Raw genomic sequence first — 26,106 nt, forward strand, 5'->3', positions numbered from 1 at the left:
GAATCAGTGTGCGCCGGTGAGTCTTTCGAGCAGAGCGGAGATCTTTGAGGGTTTGCGGGTAATCGCTTCCTCGGCGTCGGCGGCCGACGCCGCCTGCAATCCGGCGTTGACGCCGAGCCACCGGAACGGCTCCACTTCCCACTTCTTTGAATTGTGGTTGACGACGGGCAGGCTGTTGAGTGCATCGGGCTTGTCCAGCAACAGGTTTCGAAGGATGCGCCCGGCCAGGTTGCTGGTCGCGACGCCGTCCCCGACGTACGGCCCCGCCCACGCGAGCTTGTTGCGGCGGTCATAGCCGACCGAGGGGAACCAGTCGCGCGGCACGCCGAGCGGTCCGCCCCAGCGATGCGTGATTGGAACGTCGGCGAACGCGGGAAAGAACTCGTGCATCGTCGCGACGATCTTCGCGTGGATTCGGTCATCGACGTCGAATCGTGCGTCGACCTTCGAGTTGAAGTGGTAAGGCGCGCCGCGGCCACCGAAGACGAGTCGCCCATCGGCCGTGGGGTGCGCGTAGATCCGCAGGTTGCGCATATCGTTGAAGGCGATACGACTGTTGAGCCCCAAGGACTCTCGTACGTCGTCGGGCAGCGGGGCGGTGGCCACCACCAGCGAGTAGAGCGGTGCGACGTTGCGGCGGTAGGCCGCGAACTCCGGTGTGAACGCTTCGGTGGCACGCACCACGGTGGACGCCGTGACCCGGCCGTACACGGTCTGCACCACCCCGGCGGCGATGCTCGACGCCGGGGTGTTCTCGTAGATCGTCGCGCCGAGCGCCTCGACGCGATCGGCGAGGCCGCGAACGAGCCGGTCCGGCTGCAGGAGTGCGCAGTGCTCGGTGAAGATGCCGCCGCGGACGCCGGTCGCCGCGATCTTCTCCGACGCCTCGGACGCCGACAGGAACGACCACTGACGGTGAGTGCCGAACGCCGCCGACGCGGCGACCGTAGCGTGAGCCCGGGCGAGTTGAGCCTCGTTGCGTGCCAACGAGATAAATCCTTCGCGGGCGTAGGAGCAGTCGATGCCCTCGGTTGTCACGACCTCGCCGATCTCGGCGACGGTGTCGTTCATCGCCGACTGCAGATCGAGTGCGGCGTCGTGACTGTACCGCTTGGCCACGTGTGCCAGCGAGACAGGAAAGATCGACGACGCCCATCCGCCGTTGCGCCCGGAGGCCCCGAAGCCCGCGAACTCGCGTTCGATGATGGCCACGCGCAGGCTCGGCTCCGCTTTCAACAAGTAGTAGGCGGTCCACAGCCCGGTGAAGCCGGCACCGACGATGGCGACATCGACGTCGATGTCGCCATCGAGCATGGGCCGAGTCGCGGTGCTACTCTGCGACGCCCACAGCGGTACGCCCGGTGTCGGCCGACCGGTCGGCTTGAGAACTGTCATTTCCCACTCCTCAGATGTCGTCGACGTCGAGCGTGACGTCGTCGACCATCAGTGTGTGGTGCGCAGCCGAGCTTGGACATTCGTAGACTCGCTAGACCTGACGAAGGCCTTCATACTTTCGTATGAAGGAGGTACGTCATGATTTCGGTGGACCAGCTCGTCGCGGTTCCGTCACTCGGCCTGCGCTACCTGGCCGGGGAACGAGGGGGTTCGCGATTGGTCACCTGGGCGCACGCGTGCGATCTGCCCGATCCGTGGTCGTGGTTCGACTCCGGCGACCTGGTGATGACCACCTGCGGCGGATTGCCGGACGGCGAGGACGATCAGCGTAGGTGGATCACCTCGCTGATCGACAGCGCAGTGGCGGGACTGGTGGTCGCGCCCGGGCAATCGGCGCCGGCGATCACCCCCGGCATGCTCGACGTCGCGCGAGATCGAGGGTTTCCCGTCTTGGCGGCCGGGTACGACCTTCAGTTCGTGACGTTGGCGCGCACTGTGATCGAGAGTGCGATCGAGTCTGAGCGCCAACGCGTCGCCGCGATCAAACGACTGTACGACACCTACTGGCAGTCGCTGCACCGCCGTGCGACCCTCGCTGAGCGGCTGTCGGCGCTGGAACGCTCGACGGGGTGGAGCCTGCGCGTCGTCGATCTCTCGTCAGGCGAGTCGATTGCGCTGGGACGTAAAGCTTTTGAGGGCGACGTCGACGACGTCGAAGTGCAGGTCGAGCTGCCCGGCGCAGCCGGCACCGCATTGATTGCCGGCGTCGACGCCGGCGAGCCGACCGACCGGCCGCTGCTCGAACATGTCGGTGGGCTCATCGCCTTAGAGCTGGAACATGCTGCGGAGCAACGTGATCGGATGCGAGAGTCCGGCCGGGCGTTGCTGAACGGACTACTCGACGAGTCGATCACACTGTCTGCGGTGTGGCCGGAGTTCGGCCTTCGGTCGATGACCGGCGAGCTGGTGGTCGCCTGCTTCTCGGCGCCCGACCGACAACCGCTCGATCACACCTCGATCCACCATCTGCGTTGCCTGCAGAACGTCGCGCCCCTGCTGAGTGTGCGCGACGGGGAGCTGATCGCGATCGTCCCCAATGACACGGAGACGCTCAGGCGTGTCGCGTGCGCCCTGGCGCCCAGTTGCGGCGTCGGACTGTCGGCCGTTCTCGCGCTTAATTCGCAAGTGCCCGAGGCATTTCGGCAGGCGCACCTCGCCGTCGCGCAGGCGAATGAGCGTGGCTGTACGGTCGCGGCATACGGCGAGGTGGCGGTGCGGGCGGACTTTCTGCCGACCAGCGTCGAAGACACGCGGCACCTGGTGCGAAATATCCTCGGACCGTTGATCCGCCATGATGCCGACGCCGGCGCAGAGTTGGTGCGGTCGGTGCGCGTCTTCCTCGACAACGACGGCGGATGGCAGCGGGCCGCTGACGCACTCGGAGTACACAGGCAGACTCTCGTTTATCGATTGAAGAAGGTCGAGCAACTGACCGGCCTCAAGCCCACGTCGACGCAGGGGTCCGCACTGCTGTGGCTGGCCTTGACGGCAGCGGATCGGGCCGGGCTGGACCTCGCGGAGCACTCTCGGCCCGATGTCCCTCGTGAATGAGAAATCCGACGTCCTACGCTGAATGCCACACAGCGATTGCGAAGAATAATCATTGACGATCTCAATGATTGATCGTAGTGTGTGTTCACACCGCGCTCTCCAGGAGGATCCATGCGCAATCAAGGCGTCGGAAGCTGGCCCCGCCGTACCTCGCGACGTTCGCCGGAGCAGACCGCAATCATCTTCCGCGGCAACGAGATCAGCTACGAACAGCTGGATGAGCGGTCGCGCCGCCTGGCTCATGCACTGGCCGAGCGCGGCGTCGAGCAGGGGGATCGCATCGCCCTGCTCAGTGCGAACCATCCCGCATATCTGGAGGCGCTCTTCGCCGCCGGGCTGCTCGGTGCGGTGCTCGTTCCACTGAATGCGCGGCTGACCCCGCCCGAGGTGACCTACGCATTGGCCGATTCGGGTGCGCGAGTGCTCATCCATTCCGCAGCGCTGTCGGACGTTGCGGCCCAGTCGTCGGCGCAAGCAGGCGCCGAGGTGCTGATCTCGCTGGACGGGGCGGGTGCCGAGTCGATTCTGGACTACGAGACGGTGATCGCGCAGGCGAGTGCGGACGACGTCGACGTTGCCGTCAGCCACGACGACCCGTGCTTCATCATGTACACCTCGGGCACCACCGGACACCCGAAAGGTGTTGTGCTGACACATGGTTCGGTCACCTTCGCCGCGCTCAACCCGATCGTCGACCTCGACCTGCGCAGCGACGAAGTCTCCCTCGTCGTCGCTCCGCTGTTCCACACCGCCGCGCTGAATTTCATCTCGCTGCCGACGCTGCTCAAAGGCGGGACAGTCGTCATCGAAGACGGATTCGACGCCGAGCGTGTCCTCGCGGTCATCGAAAACTATGGCGTCACTTACGGTTTCGGTGTCCCGACGATGCTCGACGCGATGAGTGCGCATCCGAGTTTCGACGACGCCGATCTGTCCTCGATCCGCCGCTGGATCGTCGCTGCCGCTCCGGTGCCGCCACGCACCCTGACCACCTACGCGAGCCGGGGCGTCGCGCTCTGCCAGGCGTACGGTCTCACCGAAACCGGTCCTGGCGCACTGATTCTCAAGCCCGACGAGGTCGAACGCAAGCTCGGTTCGGCCGGCAAATCGCACTTCTTCACCGACGTCCGCGTCGTCGACGCCGCCGGTGTCGAAACCGAAGTCGGACAGCGCGGCGAAATCCAGATCTCCGGCCCCAATGTCATGCGTGAATACTGGAACCGCCCCGCTGACACCGCCGCGAGCTTCACCGACGACGGCTGGTTCCGTTCGGGCGACGTCGGCGTGCGCGACGACGAGGGATTCATCACCGTCGTCGACCGCCTCAAAGACATGATCATCTCCGGCGGCGAGAACATCTACCCCGCCGAAATCGAGGCCGTGGTGTTGTCGATGCCCGGTGTCGTCGAGTGTGGCGTGTTCGGTATACCCGACGAGAAATGGGGCGAAGTAGGTTGCGCCGCAGTCTCATTGGCGCCTGGCGCGACGCTGACCTTCGCCGATCTCGTCAGCTATCTGTCGGATCGACTGGCGCGCTACAAGATTCCCAAGTCGATGGTCGTCCTCGCGGAGATCCCGCGCAACGCGACGGGCAAGATCCGTAAGGACCGACTGCGGTCGATCTACGCATAGGCGAGGCCGCTCGCTTCGCTCTACTCGCCCAACAGACGTAGCACCCGCCGCATCGTCGCCAGATCCTTCGCCGGCACGTCCGGGAAGTGCTCTGCCGACACCTGTGCACTGATCCGACTCGCCTTGTCTGCCAGGCGAATTCCCTCAGCTGTGACGCTGATCAGCTTGTTGCGGCGATCGGCTGGATCGACGGTGCGGACCACCAAGCCGCGACCCTCCAATTCGTCGACCAGCGCCACGATCTGACTCGGATCCAGTCCGACGGTCGTCGCGAGTCGACGCTGAGTGGCGCCGTCGGGTTCGTCGCAGACCGCCGCCAGCACGCTGTACGCGCGCACCTTCAGGCCCACTGGCACCAGCGCGGCGTTGGTTGCCCTCGACAACGTCGCGCTGCCTCGCGCCAGCAGAAACCCCAGGTCGGAGTCCAGGTAGGCGTGATCTCGGGTGGTCCGGTCGGTCATGCCGAAACGGTACCACTCGATCAATCATTGAAACACGCAATGATTGATGTTCTAATCGAATGTAGTCACCCACTCAGGTCAGGAGCACACCATGGATCTCACTGGAAAAGTCGCCGTCGTCACCGGCAGCGGGCAGGGCCTCGGACTCGCCTACGCACAGGAACTCGCCCGCCGCGGTGCCGCCGTCGTCATCAACGACGTTCGGCAGGAAACCGCCGACGCCGCTGTCGCCGGCATCACCGCCGCCGGCGGACGAGCCGTCGCCGTCGTCGCACCGGTCGGCACCACCGCGACTGCCATCGCCCTCGTCGACGCCGCGGTCGCAACCTTCGGCCGCCTCGACATCATGGTCACCAACGCCGGCATCTTGCGTGACAAGGTGCTGTGGAAGATGTCCGACGACGACTTCGACGCCGTGATCGACGTCCACCTGCGCGGCACCTTCACCTGCGTGCGCGCCGCCGTCGAGCGTTTCCGCGAGCAGGGGCAGGGCGGTCGGCTCATCTGCATCGGCTCACCGGCCGGTCAGCGCGGAAACTTCGGACAGACCAACTACTCCGCCGCCAAGGCCGCGATCGTCGGCATGGTTCGCACCTGGGCGATGGAACTCAAGAAGGCAGGCATCACAGCCAACGCGGTCTGCCCGGTCGCCGCCACTGCGATGACCGAGACCATCCCCTTCCTGGCTCCCTACATCGAGGGCATGCGCGCCGGTGAACCGCTGCCCGCCGTCATTCGCCGCGAGGTCGGCATGGGCACCCCCGGCGACGTCGCGGGCGTCATCGCCTTCCTCGCCTCCGACGCCGCGTCCGACGTCACCGGTCAAGCCATCTCGATCGGCGGCGATCGCCTCGCGCTCTGGTCGCACCCACAATTGACGGCGACGGCGTTCCACGACGGCGGCTTCAGCGCCGACGACGTCGCCGCACAATGGCCGACGACCTTCGCCGGCCGTCTCGAATCCGTCGGAGAAGAATTCCCGGCTGAATTGACCGGAGCCGCACGATGACCGCCCATGCCGGAGGCCGCTATAAATACGGCATCGACTTCGCCGCCATCGACGCCCTCGACTTCCACACCCACGTGGAGATCGACGGCTGCGGCCACCGCTCGATGGACGACGAACTGATCGAGGCGTCGGAGAAGTACTTCAAGTCCGGTGCGGAGCGCACCCCGACCATCGAGTCGATCGCTGCGCATTACCGCGAACGGAACATGGCCGCAATCGTTTTCACCGTCGACGCGGCGTCGGCGTCGGGGCATCAACCCAACAGTGTCGAGCAGATCGCCGAGAAGGCCGCCGAATTCAACGACGTCTTGATTCCGTTCGGATCTGTTGATCCGTTGCAAGGCAGGGCTGCGGTCAAGCGCCTGCGCGCCCTCGTCGAAGGGTACGGCGTCAAGGGGTTCAAGTTCCATCCGAGCATGCAGGGCTTCGAACCCAACGACCGACGGTACTACCCGATCTACGAGGCTCTCGCAGAATACGGTGTGCCCGCGCTCTTCCACACCGGCCAGACCGGAATCGGTGCCGGACTGCCCGGCGGTCACGGCATCAAGCTGCGCTACTCCGACCCCATGCTCCTCGACGACGTCGCCGCCGACTTCCCCGAGTTGACCATTGTCATGGCGCATCCCGCGGTGCCGTGGGTGGACGCGCAGATCTCCATCGCCTCCCACAAGGCCAATGTCTATCTCGATTTGTCCGGGTGGTCACCGAAATACTTTCCGCCGCAACTGGTTCGCGCGGTCAACGGCCTGCTCCGCAACAAGGCGCTCTTCGGCTCCGACTTTCCAGTCATCCAGGTGGACCGCTGGCGGGCCGACTTCGCCGAGCTCGACATCAAGCCCGAAGTCAAGCCACTCATCTTCAAACGGAACGCATTCGACGTTCTCGGCATCGAAATCGAAAGCAGGACAGCATGACTGACGCCGTCACCACTCGAGTCGCCGCTCTCGCCGATCTCGACGTCCTGGTCGGGACCGAACTGGGCGTGAGTTCGTGGTTCCCCGTCGAGCAGGATCGGATCAACACGTTCGCCGACGCCACCGACGATCACCAATGGATCCACGTCGACGTGGAGCGGGCGAAGGTCGAGAGCCCGTTCGGCGGCCCGATAGCGCACGGCTACCTGACGTTGTCGTTGATCATTCCGATGTGGGGTGAGGTATTCGCGGTCGACAGCGTGACGATGGCAGTCAACTACGGCCTCAACAAGGTTCGATTCACTTCACCGGTGCCGGCGGGCGGCCGAGTACGCTTGCGCGCCACCCTCAAGGCCGTCGAGCATCTCCCCGACGGCGGTGTGCAGGTCACGGTCGGCGGCGTGATCGAACTGGACGGCGGCGACCGGCCCGCGGTCGTCGTCGAGGGGGTGTACCGGTATTTCGAGTGACGCCTTCCTCGTCATCGTTGCGTCGTCGGCACCCCCAACGACTTCGCGAAGCTCGGCCAGGCCGCATGCAGATCGTCCTGCCAGTAGCCCCAGGAATGGGTGCCCGCGGGGGTGAACCGGAAGGTGGCTGCGATACCCAGGGCAGCCAGCTTCTTCTGGATTCGCCGATTGGACTGCGCGATGACGGCTTCGGGACCTCCGCCGATGACGAGCTGACGACCGAGTTGCACGAGATCGTTGCCGGTACTCTGTACGTTGTCGTGATTGCCTGGCAGCCCGCTGCCCGAGGCGAAGAACAGATTGGTGCCGCGCAACTTGGCGAGGTTGGCCGATGTGCCGGGATCTTCTGCGACCCAACGCTTTCCGTGCATGGGTCCCCACATGTTGTCGATGTCGGCACGCCCCAGCGCGAGCACGGCCGCAACTCCCGCGGTGCAGGATCGATTGTCCAGATCGCTGCATCCGCTGAATGAGCCGACGCTGCGGTACAGGCCGGGCGCAGACTGCGCCAGTTGCAGGACCGACGTCGCCGACATCGACACTCCGACAATCGCGTTGCGTCCGGAGGCGTCGAAGGCCGAGTCGAGGACGGACGGCAGTTCCCGAGTCAGGAAGGTCTGCCATTTGTTGCGTCCCAGCACGGGATCGGTGGCGAGCCAGTCGGTGTAGTAGGAGTACGCACCGTCGATGACGGTGACGACGTTGACATGTTTGTCGGCGACGAATTTCACCAAGTCGGTTTCGGACTCCCAGGTCTTGGTGCCGCCGGTCGACGTCCACCCGTCTTCGGCGCCGTCGAGCATGTACATCGTGGGCGCGGGTGTGGTGGTGTCGGAGGGACGGATGACCTGTAGCGACACCGCTCGCCGCATCGCCGCAGAGTACACGGCAATCACGAAGCGCCGGTTACTGATTGGCTTGACAGAGACGATCCGCGAGCCGTCGGAGGCGGACTGCGCCTGCGGAAACAGTGTGGCCGCAGGACTGGAACCGGTCGGCGCGGTGAACAGCACCGTGCCGGTCACCGACAGGATCGCCAGCATGATGGCTGCGACCCGCCGGAGCTCGGTCGGTGAGGATGTCTGCATCACGCCCTAGTTGCGCGAACTCAGTTCCATGCTGTCGTGCTGCTTGGCGGGAAAGTTGAAACTGGTGTAGCCGTTCGCGCAATCGCGGACATAGGTGAGGTACGGTGCGGCCGAGTCGCTTTCGGCGTTGTCGGCGGCGATGAGGGCGCCCGGGCGCAGAAGTGGTTCGAGGAGCTCGAGTATCGGAAGATACAGATCCTTCCAGCCGTCGAGCAGGACGAAGCCGATCGGATCGGCGACAGTCCGCAACGTCTGCCGGGCATCGCCGTCGAGCACTGTGATCACATCGTCGAGCCCGGCGTCGACGAAGGTGGCACGTGCGGCCGCGATCTTCTTGGCGCTGGTCTCGGTGGTGTAGACGTGTCCGATTCCGTTGTCGCGCACCGCGGCAGCGAGGTGCAGCGTCGAAATGCCGTAGGACGTGCCGAATTCCACGACGACGGCTGGTCGCGTCGCGCGGACGAGGGAGTACAGCAGTCGACCGGTCTGCGGGTCGATCGGCAGGTACAGATCTTCCGCCGCGTCGGCGCGTTCCTGTACTGTCGCCGAGGCGTCGCGGTGCATGGCGTGGCGTGCCGGATGAGAATGCTGCGCCTTTTCGTACAGGTCGGAGATCAGCGCGGAAATCGGTTCGGAATCGAGAGTGGACGTCATGGTTTCCACGGTAACGTCGCTTCCTGCCGATCTGCTGTGTCCCGCGCGACGCGGACGCGAGGCCGCCACCGCAGCCTCGGACCTGAACCGGACACTGCGATGATGGGCTGATGACCATCGATCCCACGCTCGACGGGCGCATCTCGGCGGAACCCACGATGTCCGTCTACGACGCCATCCGTTCGCGGCGCGACGTACGCGCCGAATTCACCGGTGAGGTGATCGCCGACGAGGTGCTCGCTCGACTGCTCGACGCCGCGCATCACGCCCCGAGTGTGGGCAATACTCAACCGTGGGACTTCATCGTCGTGCGAGATCCGCAGCGGCTCAAGCATTTCGCCGATCATGTGGCTGCCAAGCGCAAAGAGTTCGCCGACAGCCTGCCGCCCGAGCGCGCGCAGGTGTTCGACCCGATCAAGGTCGAGGGCGTTCGCGAGAGCGGCACCGGAATCGTCGTCACCTACGACCATTCGCGGGGCGGTACCCATATCCTCGGCCGTGCCAGCATCCCCGAGACCGGCGTCTTCTCGGCGGCGCTGGCCATTCAGAATCTGTGGCTGGCCGCTGCGGCAGAGGGAATCGGCGTCGGCTGGGTATCGTTCTACGACCGCGACGTGCTCGCCGATTTCATCGCGGCACCCGACGGCGTGGTGCCGATCGCATGGTTGTGCGTCGGGCCGGTCGAGGAGTTCCAGACCGTTCCCGACTTGGAGCGATTCGGCTGGCGGAACAGGAGGCCGCTCGCCGACGCGATCCACGCGGACGTCTTCGGCAAACGGCAGGACTAGGGGGGTTTCGCGCCGGATCAACCTGGTTTCACCGGTCCGGGCACTGCATCTGCCGGTTGAGCCGCGAGGAGCGTAAGCGCGCCGTACTGAGCGAGGCGCTAGCCGAGTCGAAGTGACGAGCGTGTCGAAACCCCTGTACCACAATGCATTTGATGGTAGCGCACTTGTCGAACTGTGATGGTATCGAACATCGAGGGGTGTGCATCCGAAGGGTGCACACGCGACGCTTGCCGGGTGAAAGTCGCCGATATTGGCGCGGACCGTCGAAAGTCGTTGTGGCTGAGAGGTTTCGACACGGACTCGGCTAGCGCCTCGTCCGGCTCAACCAGCGAGATGAGTTCTCCATCGGTGAATCCCGGCTCAGCCAGCGGAGCGGCGCGCCGCTGGCTGAACTGGACGTCCTACGCTCCGAAGCCCAGCAACGACTTCACTTCGAGGAATTCGCTGAAGGCGTAGTCGCTCCACTCGCGGCCGTTGCCACTCTTCTTGTAGCCACCGAAGGGGGCGGCCGGATCGAGGCCCGCCGAGTTCAGCGTGATGGAGCCGGCGCGCAACTTGGCGCCGATGCGGCGGACCTCGTCGAGGTCGTCACCCGAAACATAGCCAGCCAGACCGTATTCCGTGTCATTGCCGATCTCGATGGCCTCATCGACGGAGTCGTAGCCGATCACCACGAGGACCGGACCGAAGACTTCGGTGCGGGCGATCTCCATGTCGTTGGTGACGTTGGTGAACACGGTCGGCTGCACGTAGTACCCGGTCTCGAGGCCCTCCGGGCGACCTGCGCCACCGACTACCGGGGTCGCGCCGTCGGCGATGGCGCGTTCGATGAGTCCCTGGATCTTGGTGAACTGCGGCTCCGATACCACCGGGCCGAGTTTCACCTTGCTCGTCGGGTCGCCGACGGTGATGTCCGCCGCAGCCTCGACGATGGCAGCGGTGACGTCGTCGATTCGGTTGGCGGGCACCAGCATTCGGCTCGGCGCGTTACACGACTGGCCGGAGTTGACCATCATCGCGGCGACGCCGGCGGCGACGTTGCGGGTCAGCGACTCGTCGTCGAGCAGGATATTGGGGCTCTTGCCGCCGAGTTCCTGGGCGACGCGCTTGACGGTCGGTGCAGCGTTCTTGGCGACCTCGATGCCGGCGCGGGTAGAGCCGGTGAAGGAGATCAGGTCGATGTCGGGATGCGCCGACAGTGCCGACCCGACGCCGGGTCCGTCACCGTTGACGAGGTTGAACACGCCTGCCGGAACGCCCGCGGCGTCGAAGATCTCGGCGACGATGGCCGCTGAGAACGGTGCGACCTCCGACGGTTTGAGAACCATGGTGCACCCGGTCGCGAGAGCCGGCGCCACCTTGCACATCACCTGGTTCAGCGGCCAGTTCCAGGGCGTGATGAAACCGCACACGCCGATCGGCTCTTTGACGATGCGTGACGACCCGCGGTCTTCGGAGAAGGAGTAGGTCTCCAACGATGCCGCCGCGGTCATCAGATGCGCCAGTCCGATCGGCACCTGAGCGGCCTTGGCGAGACCGGCCGGAGCGCCCATCTCCTCGGTGACCGCCGCGGCGAGGTCGGCGGAACGGTTCTGATATTCGGCGATGATGGCCTGTAGCAAGGCGATTCGGTCCGCGACGCTGGACTGCGACCACGAGTCGAAGGCGCGGCGAGCGGCGGCGACGGCGGCGTCGACGTCGGCGCTGGTGCCCAGCGCGACCTGTCCGGCCGCCTTCTCGGTAGCGGGGTTGATGACGTCGAGGACATTCAGTTCGCCGATCGGGTCGACCCACTGGCCGTCGATGTAGAACTTGGTGATGTCGGGCATGATTCGCTCTCCAGTTGTTGTTGCGTAGATCTCTATAACTCTACTTATAGCGGACCGCGCCGCTCGATGCCACCGTACGCCGACTTCGCCGGTCCGATCGGCGATCCGATCGGCCGGCCGGTGTCTACTGAGACGCCAACGGCGCCGCTCCGCGAGCGTTGAGCATCAACGTCATCTGCGCGATCTCGGTGCCCTGATCGCCGATCATGGCCATCGCCAGTTGTTTGGTCGCCGGCGCCGCGTCGGGTGCGTTGTAGGCCGCCTGCGCCATCGTCAGTCCACCCTTGTGATGTCGAATCATCAACTGCAAGAAGAAGATCGATGCCGCTGACCCGGACAGTCCGGTGAGTTTTGCGAGCTCGGCGACACTGGCCATGCCGGGCATCGGCGGTTGATCGCCCGACGACGGCGCGACGGTTGCGGTATGCATATGCCCCGACGTCGTCATCCAGGACATGGGATGCTCCGACGTCAACGGTTGTCCGAACCAGGTGAGCCAGCCGCGCAGCGTCGACACCTCCGAGAGCTGTTGCGCGATGATCAGCGACGCGAGATTGCGGGTCTCGGCGTCGGCGCTCGACGGCAACGATCGGGACATCAGGATCGCCTGGTCATGGTGCGCCGACATGTCTTGAGCGAACCCGACGTCGGTCGACGACGGCGCGGTGATCGGCGGCGTCGACGCCCGATGATGTTCGACGCCGATGCCGACCGCAACCCCTACCGCGACCAAAAGTACTGCGACACAGGCAGATCCGGCGATGAGAAGCCATCGTCGACGTGGGAAGTCGGCCATCAGTCCGAGCCGTGCGTCGACGCCTGGTCGGCGGGCGGGGTGTACACCGACGGGCTCAACTGCAGCGCCATGAACCCGCCGTCCGCGCAGGTGGTCCACAACTGGCTGCCGTGGAACTCCGGTGGCGAGAAGCACCAGTCGGTGGCCATGTCACCGCCGACGAGCATTCCGGAACGGGGTCCGAGCATCTTCGGCAGCGACACCTTGCCGTTGGCGATCGACATGCCGAGGCTGAGGAATTCCAGCACCGGCATGCCGATGATCGACGCCGCGACGTGCGGAGAGTTGGGCAGTTGCGCGATCGTCGCATTCTTCTGAGCGGGCGGGTTGTAGTAACCGATCTCGCGGATCTTGCCGAGGTCGTGGACGTCGAAGACGCGGATTCCCGACGATTCCCATCCGCAGGCGAGGGCCGTGGGATCGGTGGGGCGATCGACCGCGCAGTAGTGCGGATTACTGCCGAACAGCGACCCGCCCGCGCTCGAGCGCAGCAGGGTGTCCTGATTCTTCGGCAGGTTGATCTCCAACTTGATCGACGTGAGGAGCTTGGGGGCGTCGAGTCGCTCGATGTCGAAGACCTTCACGCCGCCCGACCCGGCCTCGTCGAGGCTGAACAGATGACGCCGGCCGTGATAACTGACCTGGATACTGTGTTGATTGAGCTGACCGTCGGGCCAGAGATACGCGGCGATGGTGGAGACCTGCGGATATGGCGCTCGACGCTGGACCGCGCTGATGTCGAGCACGGTGATGCCCGCCATGTTGGACAGGAACATCCGGTTACCGTCGGGGCTGATGCCGAATCCGTGCCCCAGGAAGCTGTGCAGCCCGCTCCAGATGACGGTCGGATTCTGCGGGTGTGACACGTCGATCGCGGTCAGATGACCGGGGAACACGCCCGACGCCCAATAGGTGCGCCCGTCTGGGGAGAAGCCGCCCTCGTGGGAGGTGAAGGGCAGCGGCCAGGCGGTTCCGGCGCCCGTGTTGAGGAGCTTCGGATGGGCGCAGTCGGAGACGTCGTACACGGCGAAGAAGCCGCCGCCCCACAGGAACGGCACCGACGTCGCGGCGAGGAGTTTGCGTTTGTGGTTGACCTTCAGCGACTCCCAGGTGCCGCCGATCATCGCGGGAGCGTCGAGGGATCCCACGATCTTCGGCCGCCGAGGGTTCGCGGCGTCGACGATCTGCACCCCGCGACGTGCCGCCACCGCGCTGGCCGGGAAGAAGCTGGACGTGTAGCTGCAGTGGTCGCTGGTCACCGAGACGATCCCGCCGCCGGTGCCGCGAACGTTGCCGAGCTCGGTGATATTGCAGTTGTAGCCTCTGCGGCTGCGGCCGGAATTGCGGTCCTCGGCGCTGACGTCGCCCTGGATACCGCGTTCGGCGAGGTCACCCGGGCCACACGCGGCCCGTGGTACAGCGGTCTCGGAGATGTATGGGAAGTAGTGATTGCCCGCCGCGGCGACGCCCACGCCCGCGGTCGACGCAACCAGTGCCGCCACAACGAGAAATCCCCCGAAGAGTGATCGAACCCGGTAAGAACGCATGCCAACCCCGATTCTGTGCGGATGCTCGGAGAGCACGCTACGGCAACAGCGCCACCCTGTGGGACGTTTGATCAAATCTGTGTCTTCATCGCGGTCTGTGGTGCGCGTCATAGGTGCGGTCACAACTGCCTAACATTGCTCGCTCCGATTAGGAGCGGTGCTGTTCAGGCGGCTAACCTCGAAATGTTACTGATGTGATTATTGTGATGAAAGAGGCTGCTGTGACTAGTCGTCGGATAGGTCGGCGCACGCTGGCCGGAACCGGGTCGGTGCTGGTTGCCGCAGTGTTGGCACTGACCGTCGTCTCGCCCGGCGCAGCGGATACCGTTCCGGGCGCGCCGACCGCACCCGCGGCACCGACCGCACCCGCGTCGCCGACTGTGCCCGATGCCCCGGATTCACCGACCACTCCCGCCGCGTCGACCACCCCGGCGTCGACCCCGCAGGTCAACGCGTCGAAGATCCAGGGAACCATCGAGAGCACCAAGCAGCAGCTGACCGTGCTGGTGTATTCGGCCTCGATGGACAAGGTCATCCCGGTCAGCGTGCTGCGGCCCAAAGACACCAGCAAGCCGGCCCCGGTGCTCTATCTGCTCAACGGTGCGGGAGGTGGAGAGGATTCGGCTACGTGGGCCGCCAAGACCGACTACGTGAAATTCTTCGCCGACAAGCAGGTCAACGTGGTGACGCCGATCGGCGGGGCGTTCTCCTACTACACCGACTGGATCCGCGACGACCCGGTGCTCGGCCGCAACAAGTGGACGACCTTTCTCACCAAGGAACTGCCGCCGCTGATCGACGCGCAGTTCAACACCACCAAGACGAATGCCATCGCGGGCATCTCGATGGCGGGGACGTCGGTGATGAACCTGGCGGTCGCGGCTCCGAAGCTCTACCGTGCGGTCGCCGCGTTCAGCGGTTGCGCGCGAACCAGTGACCCGTTGGGGCAGGCCTACATTCGCATGGTCGTCGCCGACCGTGGGCGCGGCGACGTCAACAACATGTGGGGCCCGCCGGGATCGCTCGACTGGGTGGCCAACGATCCGTATCTCAACGCGTCGCGGCTGCGGAACATGAAGGTGTACATGACCGCCGGCTCGGGACTGCCCGGACCCAATGACACCCTCACCGCCCCACTGGTGAAGGGGGATCCGATGGTCCTGGCCAACCAGATCGTCGTCGGCGGCGGAATCGAGGCGGTGGTGAACCTCTGCACCCGCGAGCTCACCGAGAAGTTCAAGGCGGCCGGTGTTCCGGTGCAAACGACCTTCCGTCCCAACGGAACTCACTCGTGGGCCTACTGGGCGACCGATCTGCACAACACCTGGCCAAAGCTAGAGGCCGATCTGAAGTAGGGTGCGCCCGACCGTGTCGCGAAATACAAACCGTGTCGCGAAGTACAAACAGCCCCAACACTGTACAAGTGTTGGGGCTGTCGGTTTCGGTGCGTGCTACTTCGATCCGTCCCGTCGGGACCGGCCGTCGAGCAGCAGCTTGATGGTCAGTTCCAGTCGGTTGGTGACGTCGGTGGCCGAGGCGCGCCGGGTCAGCCATTGCACCAGGTTCGACATCCATACGTCGGAGATGACGCGCGCGATCGCCAGATCCTCGTCGCCGGGTTCGCCGGTGATCTCGACGATCGCTCCCGCGAAGAGTCGGTCGATGGCGTTGGCGACCTTGTCCACTTCGGCCGCCGCCGATGCGTCGGCGAACATGAAGGCGCGGGTCATCGCCTCGGTCAGCAACGGGTCGCGTTGCATCGAGAACGTGATCATGTCGAGCACGTGACGCAGGCGTTCGGTCGCCGTGTCGCCGGGCAGCGACGCGCGGTCGACGCGCGATTCGACGCGCTCGAATTCGCGGGCGAGTGCGGTGACCAGCAAGTGAACCTTCGACGGAAAGTACCGGTAGAGGGTGCCGACGGCGACGTCGGCTTTCTCGGCGACGGTGCGCATCTGGACGGCGTCGTAGCCGCCCTTGGATGCCAGGGCCAACGTCGCGTCGAGGATGCGACGTCGGCGCTCACGCTGAGCGCTGGATCCGACTTCGGCGCCCGCCGGCGCCGAGTCCGTCGCGGGGGCACTGCCCTCGTCGACGCCTGAGTCGGCTGCGGATCGTGCCATGTCGAGTGGTCCTAACTCGCGGTGTGGTTCATGTTGGCGAACCAGCGGTGTCGTAGTTGCGGATAGTCGTGAGAGTTTAAGCCACCGCTAGGCAACACTGCACTCTCATGTCATATTAGAACAGGTTCTAGTTAGCGCCCACAAGAAGAATTGCAGGAAAACTCCGTGACAATCGCCACGTCAGCCGAACAAATCGCGGTCTGCGACGCCATCGCGTCGTGGGCCGCGCGCGCCGAGGCCGCCGCCAGAGTTCGCGCCGACATCGACAAACCTAGCGATTCGTGGCGGGACCTATGGACGCAACTCGCCGAGCTGGGACTGTTCGGTGCTGCCGTCTCAGAAGAGTCGGGCGGCTTGGGCGCACGTTTCGCCGATACCGCGGCGATGGTCGAAGAGTGCGGGCGCCGCATCGTGCCGGGGCCGATCGCGCCGACCGTCGCGGCCGCCGTCGGACTCGGGCTGGTCGACGACGAGCGTGCGGCTCGGTTGTTGGAGCGGATCATCGGCGGCGAACTCCCCGTGGTCGTGCCCGCCGCCCACTACGGACTGGCGCGCACGCCCGTCGTCGACGACGGTGCCGCCGACCTCGGGCTGGTGCCCGGATACGTCGACGACGCCGCGCTGCTCCTCGCCGTCGCGGCGGGTTGGGCGTTGTTACCGCCCGGAGTCGGCACGCGCGACGCGCAGGCGGTCGAACCGCTCGACGGCACCGTGTCGCTGTCGCGGCTGTCGGTCGCGGGAGTATCGGCCGACGAGCTGATCGACCTGCCCGTCGCCGCCGGTGCGGCGCTGGCCGCCGCGTTCGCCGCGTACCAGAGCGGTGTAGCCAAGTGGACCCTCGACACCGCCGTCGACTACGCCAAGGTGCGCACGCAGTTCGGCGCGCCGATCGGATCGTTCCAGGCGGTCAAGCATATCTGCGCCGAAATGCTTTGCCGCAGTGAGCAACTCGCCGCAGCGGCGTGGGATCAGGCCAACGCCGTCGATGATCTGCTCGCCGGCGAGGAGTCGGCGATGCAGCAGTGGGAGCTGGCGAACCTCGCCGCGGCGGTACTCGTCGCCGACCTTCCGCTGGCCAACGCCAAGGATTGCATACAGGTGCTCGGTGGCATCGGATTCACCTTCGAGCACGACGCTCATCTGTACCTTCGGTCGGCGCTGGCAGCACGTGCGGTGCTCGGCGGTGCCGAGCGCGAACGCGTCGCACTCGGGCGGTCGGCGACCGAGGGCCGACGGCGCCGCTTCGAGGTGGACTTGTCGGCTGTCGAGTCACAGCGCGACGACGTGCGTGCGACCATCGCGGCCATCGCACGTCTGGATGACCCGGCGGATCGTCGAAAAGCCTTGGCCGCCAGCGGATACCTCACACCACACTGGCCGGTGCCGTACGGACTGGGGGCCGATCCGGCGCTACAGCTCCTGATCGACGCCGAGTTGGAGAGGGCCGGCGTCGTACGTCCCGATCTCGTCATCGCGGGCTGGGCCATCCCGACGATCCTCGAGCACGGGACAGCGGCGCAGCGCGATCGGTTCGTCGCCGACACCCTGGCCGGCGATATCGTCTGGTGCCAGCTGTTCTCCGAACCCGAAGCGGGATCCGATCTCGCATCGTTGCGTACCAAGGCGATTCGTGCCGAAGGGCCGCAGGGCGAGCGCGGCTGGAAGTTGTCCGGGCAGAAGATCTGGACCTCGGCGGCGCATACCGCGCAGTGGGCGGTGTGTCTGGCGCGAACCGATTCCTGGGCGAGCGCAACGACGGGGGAACCACGCGCCAAGCACAAGGGCATCACCTACTTCCTCGTCGACATGGCCTCGCCGGGCATCGACGTCCGACCGCTACGCGAACTCACCGGACGCGCCCTGTTCAACGAGGTCTTCCTCGACGAGGTCTTCGTGCCCGACGAGTGCGTCGTCGGCGAGGTCGACGCCGGCTGGCGGCTGGCGCGCACGACGCTGGCCAACGAGCGCGTCGCGATGGGCGGGTCGGGCCTCGGCAAGGAGATGGATGCCCTGCTGAGTCAGGTCGCCGACGCCGAGTTGACCGATGGGCAGTTCGCCGAACTCGGCACGCTCGTCGCCGACGCTCACAATGGCCGGGCCCTCGACGCTCGGGCCGTGACGCAGAGCCTCGATCGGGCGAGCGGAGCGGCGGGGTCGTCGACGATCGACCCGGGTGCGGTGTCGAGTGTGCGCAAGCTGATCGGCGTCACTCATCGGCAGTCGGTACCCGACCTGGCGCTGCGCTTGCTCGGCGTCGACGGCATCGCGGCGTCGGCGGCGTCGGACACGTTCCTGCTCAATCGGTGCCTGTCGATCGCGGGCGGTACCACGCAGATTCTGAAAACCGCTGCCGCCGAACGCATTCTGGGCTTGCCTCGCGGGTGACTCCGGCTTTCTGATACAACTAGAACAGGTTCTAATTTCTTAGGAGGCAGGGTGGATTTTGCCCTGGACGCGACGGCCGAGGCGGTAGCCGACGTCGCGAACGACGTATTCGGGCGCCTGCAGCCCGTGTGGTCGGACAAGTTCACCGACTTGCCGGGTTTCGATCAGGTCGCCTGGTCCGCGCTGCAAGACGCGGGCGTCATGTCCCTCGCCCTGCCGGCATCGCTCGGCGGCGACGACGTCGGGCCCGGTGCCCTGCTACCGCTCCTGCGCCGGATGGGGCGGGCCGCCGCGGTCACCCCGGCGCTCGGGACGATTGCCGCGCAGCTGGTCCTGCAACGCGCAACCGGTGACGTCGCGGCGTTCTGGCAGGAACGTCTCGTCGACGGCTGGGGAGCGGTTGCGGTCGACGGTTTCGTCACCGTCGACGACGGTCGATTGTCGGGTTCGGCGGCCGGCGCGCTCCATGCCGACGGCGCCGCGGTGCTGTTGATCGCGACGCCCAACGCCGTCTACGCGATCGATCCCGCTGCTGACGGTGTCACGCTCACCCGCACGTTCTCCTCCAGTGGATGGAGTGAGTACGCCGTCGGTCTCGACGGCGCACAAGCCGATGCGCTCGACGTCCCGGCGTCGGCGCTGCTCGACGCCGGGCGCCTCGTCCTCGCCGGCTACGCGGACGGATTGGTCTCCGGCGCAACGAGACTCACTGCCGACCACGTGTCACAACGCACTCAGTTCGGCAAGCCGATCGCACTCTTTCAGGCCGTCGGACAGCAGCTCGCCGACATCTACGTGATCGGCCGATCCATGAATCTGGCGACCACCGCGGCGGCTTGGCGGCTGGGGCAGGGGCTCGACGCCGGCGTCGACATCGCGATCGCAACCTACTGGCTCGCCGCCGAGATACCGGCGACACTGCGGACGATGACCCACCTGCACGGCGGCGTCGGCGTCGACATCACCTATCCGCTGCACCGCTACTTCTCCATCGCCAAGGATCTGGCGCGGATGGTCGGCGGATCGGCCGTCACCCTGGACAACCTGGCTGATGCGCTCGCACAGCCCGTGGCCGCACGCGATGTCGCGAGCACCGATACCACCCAGTTGATCGATCTGACCGACGACCAGCGCGCGCTCAAGGCGCAGGTACGTGAGTATTTCGCCGATCTGATCAGTGCCGACGACGCCGAAACGATGCTCGTCCAACGACACGGCCCCACCTACCGAAAGGTCATCGCGCAGCTGGGGCGGGATGGCTGGCTCGGCGTCGGCTGGTCAAAAGAATTCGGCGGCAAGGGATTCGGCGACATCGAACAACAGATCTTCACCAATGAGGCGGTACGCGCCGACGTCCCGCTGCCGTCGGTGACCCTGCAGACCGTCGGGCCGACGCTGCAGGTGTACGGCACCGAGGAACAGAAACGGAAGTTTCTGCCGGCGATCCTCGCCGGCGACGTGCATTTCGCCATCGGCTACACCGAGCCGGAGGCCGGAACCGACCTCGCGTCCCTGACCACGACCGCGGTGTTCGACGGCGACCATTACGTCGTGAACGGTCAGAAGATCTTCACCACCGGCGGTCACGACGCCGACTACATCTGGCTGGCCGTGCGAACGGATGCGCAGGCACCCAAGCACAAGGGCATCTCCATCCTCATCGTCGATACCAAGGACCCCGGCTTCAGTTGGACGCCGATCATCACCGCAGACGGTGCGCACCACGTCAACGCCACCTACTACACCGACGTCAGAGTGCCGGTCGGCATGCGCGTCGGCGAGGAGGGCGATGGCTGGAAGCTCATCACCACCCAGCTCAACCATGAGCGGGTGATGCTCGGGCCGGCCGGACGAATCGAAGGTCTGGCACGGCGGACGGCGGAGTGGGCGAAGCGTGCCGGAGTGTCCGCGCACGTCGACGTCCGGCGCACGCTGGCTCGAATCGACGCGTACGCGCGAATCAACGAACTGCTCAACTGGCAGGTCGCTTCCACCGGTGACACCATCTCGATGGCTGACGCCGCTGCCACGAAAGTCTTTGCCACCGAACGCATTCAGTTGATCGGACGGCTCATCGACGATCTGCTGGCCCAGTTCGGCGACTATGCCGACCCGCAGACCGGGGAATTGGCGCGGTGGCTCGATGCCCAGGAGAAGCGCAACGTGGTGATCACCTTCGGCGGCGGCGTCAACGAGGTGATGCGAGACATGATCGCGACGGCCGGCCTCGGCCTGCCGCGAGCCAAGCGATAGCGGAGCACGAGTGTGAGTACCGAAACAGAGATTCTGTCCGCCGCGGAGACCATCAAAGCGGGCGGACTCAGCAAGCCGGTCGTCGGGCGCGACCCCATCAACCAGCCGATGATCAACAACTGGGTCGAGGCGATGGGTGACACCAACCCCGTCTACGTCGACGACGCCGCCGCCCGCGCGGCCGGACACGACGGCATCGTCGCGCCGCCCGCGATGGCCCAGGTCTGGACCATGCGCGGGCTCAATGGTCAACGTGCACAAGATGATCCGCTGGGACTGGCCTCCCAGCTGTTCGACGACGCCGGCTACACCTCGGTGGTCGCGACCAACTGTGATTCCACCTACCACCGCTACACCCGGCCGGGCGAGCAGGTGAGCATCTCGTCGGAACTGCTCGACGTCGTCGGGCCGAAGAACACCGCGCTCGGCGAGGGGTGGTTCTTCACCACCCGTAATGTCTGGACCGTCGACGACGAAGTGGTCGCCGAGATGCTGTTCCGCATTCTGAAGTTCCGGCCCCCGTCTGCTGGTGGTCGAGTAGGGGAGCGTAGCGACGGCCCGTCCCCTGCTGGTCGAGTAGGGGAGGAGCGCAGCGACGATCCGTCCCCTGCTGGTCGAGTAGGGGAGGAGCGCAGCGACGACCCGTATCGAGACCCCGCCGGCATCGACCACACCAACCTGATCCGGCCCACCGCTTCCCGTGACACGCAGTTCTTCTGGGACGGCGTCAACGCTCACGAACTGCGCATTCAGCAACGTCCCGACGGCACGCTGCAACACCCGCCGGTGCCCGCGGTGTGGACCGATCGCAACGACGACGGTACTTATGCCCCAACCGATTACGTGGTATCGAGCGGGCGGGGAACCGTCTACAGCTACGTCGTGCATCACGCGCCGCGCGTGCCGGGGCGCGAGCTGCCGTTCATCGTCGCCCTGGTGGAGATCGACGAGGGCGTGCGGATGCTCGGCCAGTTGCGCGGCGTCGACCCGTCGTCGGTGACCATCGGTGATCGGGTACAGGTGGAATTCCTCGATTTCCCCGCCGACGCCGATACCGGTGGCCAGCCGTGGACGCTGTATGCGTGGCAGCCCCTCGCGGAGGGAGAGTAGACATGACATTGCTCGACACCCAACAGATTTCGGTCGGCGACACACTGCCGCCGCTGGTCCTCGACGCCACGCCGACGTTCGTCGTGTCCACCGCGTTGGCCACCCGCGACTTCCAGGACGTGCACCACGACCGCGACCTGGCCCAGCAGAAGGGGTCCAAGGACATCTTCGTCAACATCCTGACCGATACCGGTCTGGTAGAGCGCTTCGTCACCGACTGGGCCGGACCGTCCGCGCGGATCGCGTCGATCTCGTTGAAACTCGGTGTGCCCTGGTACGCCTACGACACGTTGACCTTCACCGGAGAGGTGGTTGGGGTTTCGACTGGCTCCTCCGCTGGCGCTCCGGAGTCGCTCAACCGGCAGGAAACGCGGCCCGCCCCGCCGATTGAGCGAGCTGAGGCCGCCCTGCAGACTGAGCGAGCGCAGCGAGTCGAAATCACCGTCGCTGTCACCGGCACCAACAGCCTCGGCAAGCATGTGATCTCCACGGTCACCTTCACCAAGGAGGTCGCGGCATGAGCGAACGGTCACCGGCGTCGGGGGCGGGTCGCCGGTCCTTGTCCGGCGAGGCCGCCATCGTCGGCATCGGCGCGACCGAGTTCTCCAAGGACTCCGGCCGCAGTGAATTGCGACTCGCGGCCGAGGCCGTCAATGCCGCGCTCGCCGACGCCGGACTGACCCCGGCCGACGTCGACGGTCTGGTCACCTTCACCATGGACACCAACATGGAGATCGCGGTGGCGCGCGCCGTGGGAATCCCTGAATTGAAGTACTTTTCGCGGATTCACTACGGTGGCGGTGCCGCGTGTTCGACTGTGCAGCAGGCCGCCATGGCCGTCGCGACAGGTGTCTGCGATGTCGCCGTTGCCTACCGGGCTTTCAACGAGCGATCCGGGACTCGCTTCGGTCAGGTCAACAAATCCGTTGCGGCGCAAGAGAATTCGTCGGGAACCGACAATGCCTTCTCCTATCCGCACGGACTTTCGACGCCAGCGGCCTTCGTCGCGATGGTCGCGCAGCGCTATATGCACGACTACGGCGCCACCAGCGAGGACTTCGGCCGGGTCGCCGTCGTCGACCGCAAACATGCCGCGGTGAACCCGAATGCCTTCTTCTACGGCAAGCCGATCACCATGGCCGACCACCAGGCGTCGCGCTACATCGCCGAGCCGCTGCATCTGCTCGACTGCTGCCAGGAGTCCGACGGCGGAGTGGCCATCGTCGTCGTGTCTGCCGAACGTGCCAGGGATCTTCCGCACCCACCGGCGATCATCTCCGGTGCCGCATCCGGAAGTGGCACAGATCAATACATCATGACCAGCTACTACCGCGAAGAGCTCGCCGGACTCCCGGAGATGGGTCTCGTCGGGCGGCAACTGTGGGAACAGTCGGGGTTGTCGCCCGCGGACATGGACATGGCCGTACTGTACGACCACTTCACGCCCTACACGCTGATGCAACTCGAAGAACTCGGCTTCTGCGGCCGCGGAGAGGCCAAAGACTTCGTCGCTGAGCCGGGTGCACTCGAAGTCGGTGGTCGCCTGCCCCTGAACACCCACGGCGGACAGCTCGGCGAGGCTTATATTCACGGGATGAACGGCATCGCCGAGGCCGTTCGGCAGCTTCGTGGTACCTCGGTCAACCAAGTCGACGACGCGACCAAGGTCCTCGTCACCGCCGGCACCGGCGTGCCGACCAGCGGTCTCATTCTCACCCGGTCTCAATAGGAGTAAGCAGTCATGAAATTCAACCTCGCCGACGTATTCGAGACCGTGGCCGATTCCGTGCCGGAGCGTGTGGTGCTCAGCTTCGAGGGGGCGCAGACCACCTATGCGGAGATGGACCAACTCGCGAATCAGGTGGCTCATCTGTTGTCCGCCAATGGAATCGGAGCGCACGACAACGTCGCGCTGTTTCTCAAGAACAGTGTCGAACACGTGATGAGCCTGCTCGGCCTGATCAAGATCCGAGCGGTGCCGGTCAACGTCAACTACCGGTACACCGACGTCGAACTGCAATACATCTTCGACAACTCCGATTCACGTGCGATCATCGTCGAACTGCCCGACCACCAGCGCAGCGTCGCCCGGCTTCTCCCGGAAATTCCCTTGGTACGAACGGTTTTCGTAGTCGGGGAGATCGTCGAAGAGCTGGCCGACGCGGCGTCGAACCTGCCCGACGGGCGCGAAGTGAAGGTCGTATCGTTCGCCGACCACACCGACCAGCCCACCGAGCGCGACTTCGAGCCACGCACCGGGGAGGAGCTCTACCTGCTCTACACGGGCGGAACCACCGGCTACCCGAAAGGCGTCATGTGGCAGCATGACGACTTCTTCCGCAAGCCCATCTCGGGCGGCAATCCGTATGGCGAAGCGCGCAAGGATCTCGCCGAAATCGGCACTGCCGTAAAGGAATTTCCGTCGATTGCGTTTCTGCTCGCCGCCCCGCTGATGCACGGAGCGGCGTCGTATTCGCTGTTCACGTTCCTCACCCTCGGCGGCCGGCTGATCATTGAGCGCGACTTCGACGCCGCCAAGATCGTCAAGAACATCGAACGGGACAAGACGCAGATCATCCTCATCGTCGGCGATGCCATGGGTATGCCGCTCGTCGACGAGATGGAGAAGCAGAAGGACAGTGTCGACATGTCGTCGTTGTTCTCGGTCACCTCCGGCGGTGCGATCTGGTCGCAGCACGTCCGCGACCGGATGGTCGCGGTGAAGGAGGGCCTGCTGCTACGAGACAACTTCGGAGCATCTGAGTCGGGCAACGACGGTGAGATCATGCTCGACGAGAACGGAAACCTGAAGACCGCGCCCACCGACAAGATGATGGTCGTCGACGAGCGATTCAACCAGATCACCACGCCGAAGGAGGTCGGCATGATCGCGCGCATCGGCAATGTTCCGCTCGGCTACTACAAGGACGAGGAGAAGTCGGCGCGTACGTTCCCGACCCTGGCCGACGGTCGTCGCATCTCCGTCCTCGGCGACATGGGCTACCTCGAGGAGGACGGCAGCATCGTGTTCCTCGGCCGGGGTTCGCAGTGCATCAACACCGGCGGTGAGAAGGTGTACGCCGAAGAGGTCGAGGCGACTCTACACGCGCATCCGGCCATCGCCGACGCCCTCGTCGTTCCCGTCCCGGACCCGAAATACGGCCAGCGGGTGGCTGCCGTCGTCAAAGTCGCCGACGGGTTCGATGTGCCGAGCCTCGAGGAGATTCAAGAGCATGCTCGAGCCGAACTCGCCCGCTACAAGGTGCCGCGCACCGTCGTCTTCGTCGACGAGGTGAAGCGGACCCCCGCCGGTAAGGCCGACTACAAATGGGCGAAAGCCGAGGCGGCGTCGGCGCACGTCTGACGTCGACGAGGGTCGGTGGCCCGATTGCAATCTGGTGCGTCACTGTCGCCGAGGGGCGGGCTCCCTCGCGGCGCCCGAGCGGCCCGATTGCAATCTGTTGTGTGGTCGAGGGTGCGGGGCCTGATTGCAATCTGTCCTGTGACTGTCGTTGAGGGGCGGGCTCCCTCGCCGACCCTGAGGAGACTGATTGCAATCTGGTGCGTCACTGTCGCCGAGGGGCGGGCTCCCTTGCCGGGGCTGGCCGGCCTGATTGCAATCTGTCCCGTCACTGTCGCCGAGGGTGAGCGGCCTGATTGCAATCTGCCCTGTCACCGTCGTCGAGGGGCGGGCTCCCTCGCTGCGCCTGAGCGGCCTGATTGCAATCTGTCGTGTGGTCGAGCGTGGGGGCCTGATTGCAATCTGTCCCGTCACCGTCGTCGAGGGGCGGGCTCCCTCGCTGCCCCCTGAGCGGCCTGATTGCAATCTGCCCTGTGGCCGAGGGTGCGGGGCCTGATTGCAATGTGCCCCGTCACCGTCGTCGAGGGACGGGCTCCCTCGCTGCGCCTGGGCGGCCTGATTGCAATCTGTCGTGTGGTCGCGGGTGCGGGCCTGATTGCAATCTGCCCCGTCACCGTCGTCGAGGGACGGGCTCCCTTGCCGCACCTGAGCGGCCCGATTGCAATCTGCCCGTTCCC

General features: G+C 65.5%; 21 protein-coding genes and 1 pseudogene. 14 read left to right on the forward strand and 8 right to left on the reverse strand.

Going from position 1 to position 26,106, the window contains the following annotated elements:
- Positions 1-3: 3 nt before the first annotated feature.
- Positions 4-1,395, reverse strand: a complete 1,392-nt coding sequence (locus tag HH308_RS06875; protein WP_170193434.1) for an NAD(P)/FAD-dependent oxidoreductase — start codon at positions 1,393-1,395, stop codon at positions 4-6.
- 138 nt (positions 1,396-1,533) lie between these two features.
- Here HH308_RS06875 and HH308_RS06880 point away from each other — a divergent pair, with 138 nt between their 5' ends.
- Positions 1,534-3,006, forward strand: a complete 1,473-nt coding sequence (locus HH308_RS06880) for a PucR family transcriptional regulator (RefSeq protein ID WP_170193435.1) — start codon at positions 1,534-1,536, stop codon at positions 3,004-3,006.
- A 111-nt stretch (positions 3,007-3,117) separates the two neighbouring features.
- A complete protein-coding gene (locus HH308_RS06885) occupies positions 3,118-4,638 on the forward strand; it encodes an acyl-CoA synthetase (RefSeq protein ID WP_170193436.1) in 1,521 nt (506 codons plus the stop codon).
- Between the two features lie 20 nt (positions 4,639-4,658).
- Here HH308_RS06885 and HH308_RS06890 read toward each other — a convergent pair whose 3' ends face one another.
- Positions 4,659-5,099, reverse strand: a complete 441-nt coding sequence (locus HH308_RS06890; protein ID WP_170193437.1) for a MarR family winged helix-turn-helix transcriptional regulator — start codon at positions 5,097-5,099, stop codon at positions 4,659-4,661.
- 91 nt (positions 5,100-5,190) lie between these two features.
- Here HH308_RS06890 and couN point away from each other — a divergent pair, with 91 nt between their 5' ends.
- The 3 genes from couN to HH308_RS06905 are packed head-to-tail and all read left to right on the forward strand — an operon-like array spanning position 5,191 to position 7,495.
- A complete protein-coding gene (gene couN, locus HH308_RS06895; RefSeq protein WP_170193438.1) occupies positions 5,191-6,108 on the forward strand; it encodes a 4-hydroxyphenyl-beta-hydroxyacyl-CoA dehydrogenase in 918 nt (305 codons plus the stop codon).
- Positions 6,105-7,025 carry a 4-hydroxyphenyl-beta-ketoacyl-CoA hydrolase gene (gene couO / locus HH308_RS06900; protein ID WP_170193439.1) on the forward strand — a complete coding sequence of 307 codons (921 nt, stop codon included), beginning with the start codon at positions 6,105-6,107 and terminating at the stop codon, positions 7,023-7,025. Before couN ends, couO begins: the two co-directional genes overlap by 4 nt.
- Positions 7,022-7,495, forward strand: a complete 474-nt coding sequence (locus tag HH308_RS06905) for a MaoC family dehydratase (RefSeq protein WP_170193440.1) — start codon at positions 7,022-7,024, stop codon at positions 7,493-7,495. Before couO ends, HH308_RS06905 begins: the two co-directional genes overlap by 4 nt.
- A gap of 11 nt (positions 7,496-7,506) precedes the next feature.
- Here HH308_RS06905 and HH308_RS06910 read toward each other — a convergent pair whose 3' ends face one another.
- Together HH308_RS06910 and HH308_RS06915 are read right to left on the reverse strand one after the other, a co-directional pair.
- Positions 7,507-8,583, reverse strand: a complete 1,077-nt coding sequence (locus HH308_RS06910) for an alpha/beta hydrolase (protein WP_246284303.1) — start codon at positions 8,581-8,583, stop codon at positions 7,507-7,509.
- A gap of 6 nt (positions 8,584-8,589) precedes the next feature.
- The gene (locus tag HH308_RS06915) at positions 8,590-9,237 is read right to left on the reverse strand and encodes an O-methyltransferase (protein ID WP_170193441.1); all 648 of its coding nucleotides are present in this window, start codon (positions 9,235-9,237) and stop codon (positions 8,590-8,592) included.
- 110 nt (positions 9,238-9,347) lie between these two features.
- On the opposite strand from HH308_RS06915, the gene bluB reads away from it, so the two are divergent.
- Complete coding sequence (gene bluB / locus HH308_RS06920; RefSeq protein WP_376767183.1) at positions 9,348-10,025, forward strand: 5,6-dimethylbenzimidazole synthase; 678 nt, start codon at positions 9,348-9,350, stop codon at positions 10,023-10,025.
- Positions 10,026-10,426: 401 nt separating this feature from the next.
- Here the strand turns inward: bluB and HH308_RS06925 are convergent, their stop codons facing one another.
- The 3 genes from HH308_RS06925 to HH308_RS06935 form a co-directional block, all read right to left on the reverse strand.
- Positions 10,427-11,854 (reverse strand): aldehyde dehydrogenase family protein, encoded by a 1,428-nt coding sequence (locus tag HH308_RS06925; RefSeq protein ID WP_170193442.1) that lies wholly within the window; start codon positions 11,852-11,854, stop codon positions 10,427-10,429.
- A gap of 124 nt (positions 11,855-11,978) precedes the next feature.
- Positions 11,979-12,650: a DUF305 domain-containing protein gene (locus HH308_RS06930; protein WP_170193443.1), complete on the reverse strand. Its 672-nt coding sequence runs from the start codon at positions 12,648-12,650 to the stop codon at positions 11,979-11,981.
- Entirely contained in the window at positions 12,650-14,197 is a 1,548-nt protein-coding gene (locus HH308_RS06935; RefSeq protein WP_246284305.1) for an LVIVD repeat-containing protein, read from the reverse strand. The genes HH308_RS06930 and HH308_RS06935 overlap by 1 nt, the downstream gene beginning before the upstream one ends.
- 206 nt (positions 14,198-14,403) lie before the next feature.
- Between HH308_RS06935 and HH308_RS06940 the strand changes: the two genes are divergently transcribed.
- A complete protein-coding gene (locus tag HH308_RS06940; RefSeq protein ID WP_246284307.1) occupies positions 14,404-15,552 on the forward strand; it encodes an alpha/beta hydrolase in 1,149 nt (382 codons plus the stop codon).
- A 96-nt stretch (positions 15,553-15,648) separates the two neighbouring features.
- Here HH308_RS06940 and kstR read toward each other — a convergent pair whose 3' ends face one another.
- Entirely contained in the window at positions 15,649-16,320 is a 672-nt protein-coding gene (gene kstR, locus HH308_RS06945) for a cholesterol catabolism transcriptional regulator KstR (RefSeq protein ID WP_170193444.1), read from the reverse strand.
- 165 nt (positions 16,321-16,485) lie between these two features.
- On the opposite strand from kstR, the gene HH308_RS06950 reads away from it, so the two are divergent.
- The 7 genes and pseudogenes from HH308_RS06950 (at position 16,486) to HH308_RS06975 (ending at position 25,432) form a co-directional block, all read left to right on the forward strand.
- Positions 16,486-18,705: an acyl-CoA dehydrogenase family protein gene (locus HH308_RS06950; protein ID WP_170193445.1), complete on the forward strand. Its 2,220-nt coding sequence runs from the start codon at positions 16,486-16,488 to the stop codon at positions 18,703-18,705.
- A 276-nt stretch (positions 18,706-18,981) separates the two neighbouring features.
- Positions 18,982-19,752, forward strand: a pseudogene (locus HH308_RS30375) (acyl-CoA dehydrogenase family protein); the annotation flags it as partial.
- A 60-nt stretch (positions 19,753-19,812) separates the two neighbouring features.
- Positions 19,813-20,958, forward strand: a complete 1,146-nt coding sequence (locus HH308_RS30380) for an acyl-CoA dehydrogenase family protein (protein ID WP_312870439.1) — start codon at positions 19,813-19,815, stop codon at positions 20,956-20,958.
- 12 nt (positions 20,959-20,970) lie between these two features.
- Complete coding sequence (locus HH308_RS06960) at positions 20,971-22,068, forward strand: bifunctional MaoC family dehydratase N-terminal/OB-fold nucleic acid binding domain-containing protein (RefSeq protein ID WP_170193447.1); 1,098 nt, start codon at positions 20,971-20,973, stop codon at positions 22,066-22,068.
- Positions 22,069-22,070: 2 nt separating this feature from the next.
- Positions 22,071-22,589, forward strand: a complete 519-nt coding sequence (locus tag HH308_RS06965; protein WP_170193448.1) for a MaoC family dehydratase — start codon at positions 22,071-22,073, stop codon at positions 22,587-22,589.
- Positions 22,586-23,797 carry a lipid-transfer protein gene (locus HH308_RS06970; RefSeq protein WP_170193449.1) on the forward strand — a complete coding sequence of 404 codons (1,212 nt, stop codon included), beginning with the start codon at positions 22,586-22,588 and terminating at the stop codon, positions 23,795-23,797. Before HH308_RS06965 ends, HH308_RS06970 begins: the two co-directional genes overlap by 4 nt.
- Before the next feature lie 12 nt (positions 23,798-23,809).
- Positions 23,810-25,432 (forward strand): AMP-binding protein, encoded by a 1,623-nt coding sequence (locus HH308_RS06975; protein ID WP_170193450.1) that lies wholly within the window; start codon positions 23,810-23,812, stop codon positions 25,430-25,432.
- The last annotated feature ends 674 nt before the right edge of the window (positions 25,433-26,106 follow it).

This window comes from Gordonia asplenii (assembly GCF_012933505.1).
Lineage (GTDB): Bacteria > Actinomycetota > Actinomycetes > Mycobacteriales > Mycobacteriaceae > Gordonia > Gordonia asplenii.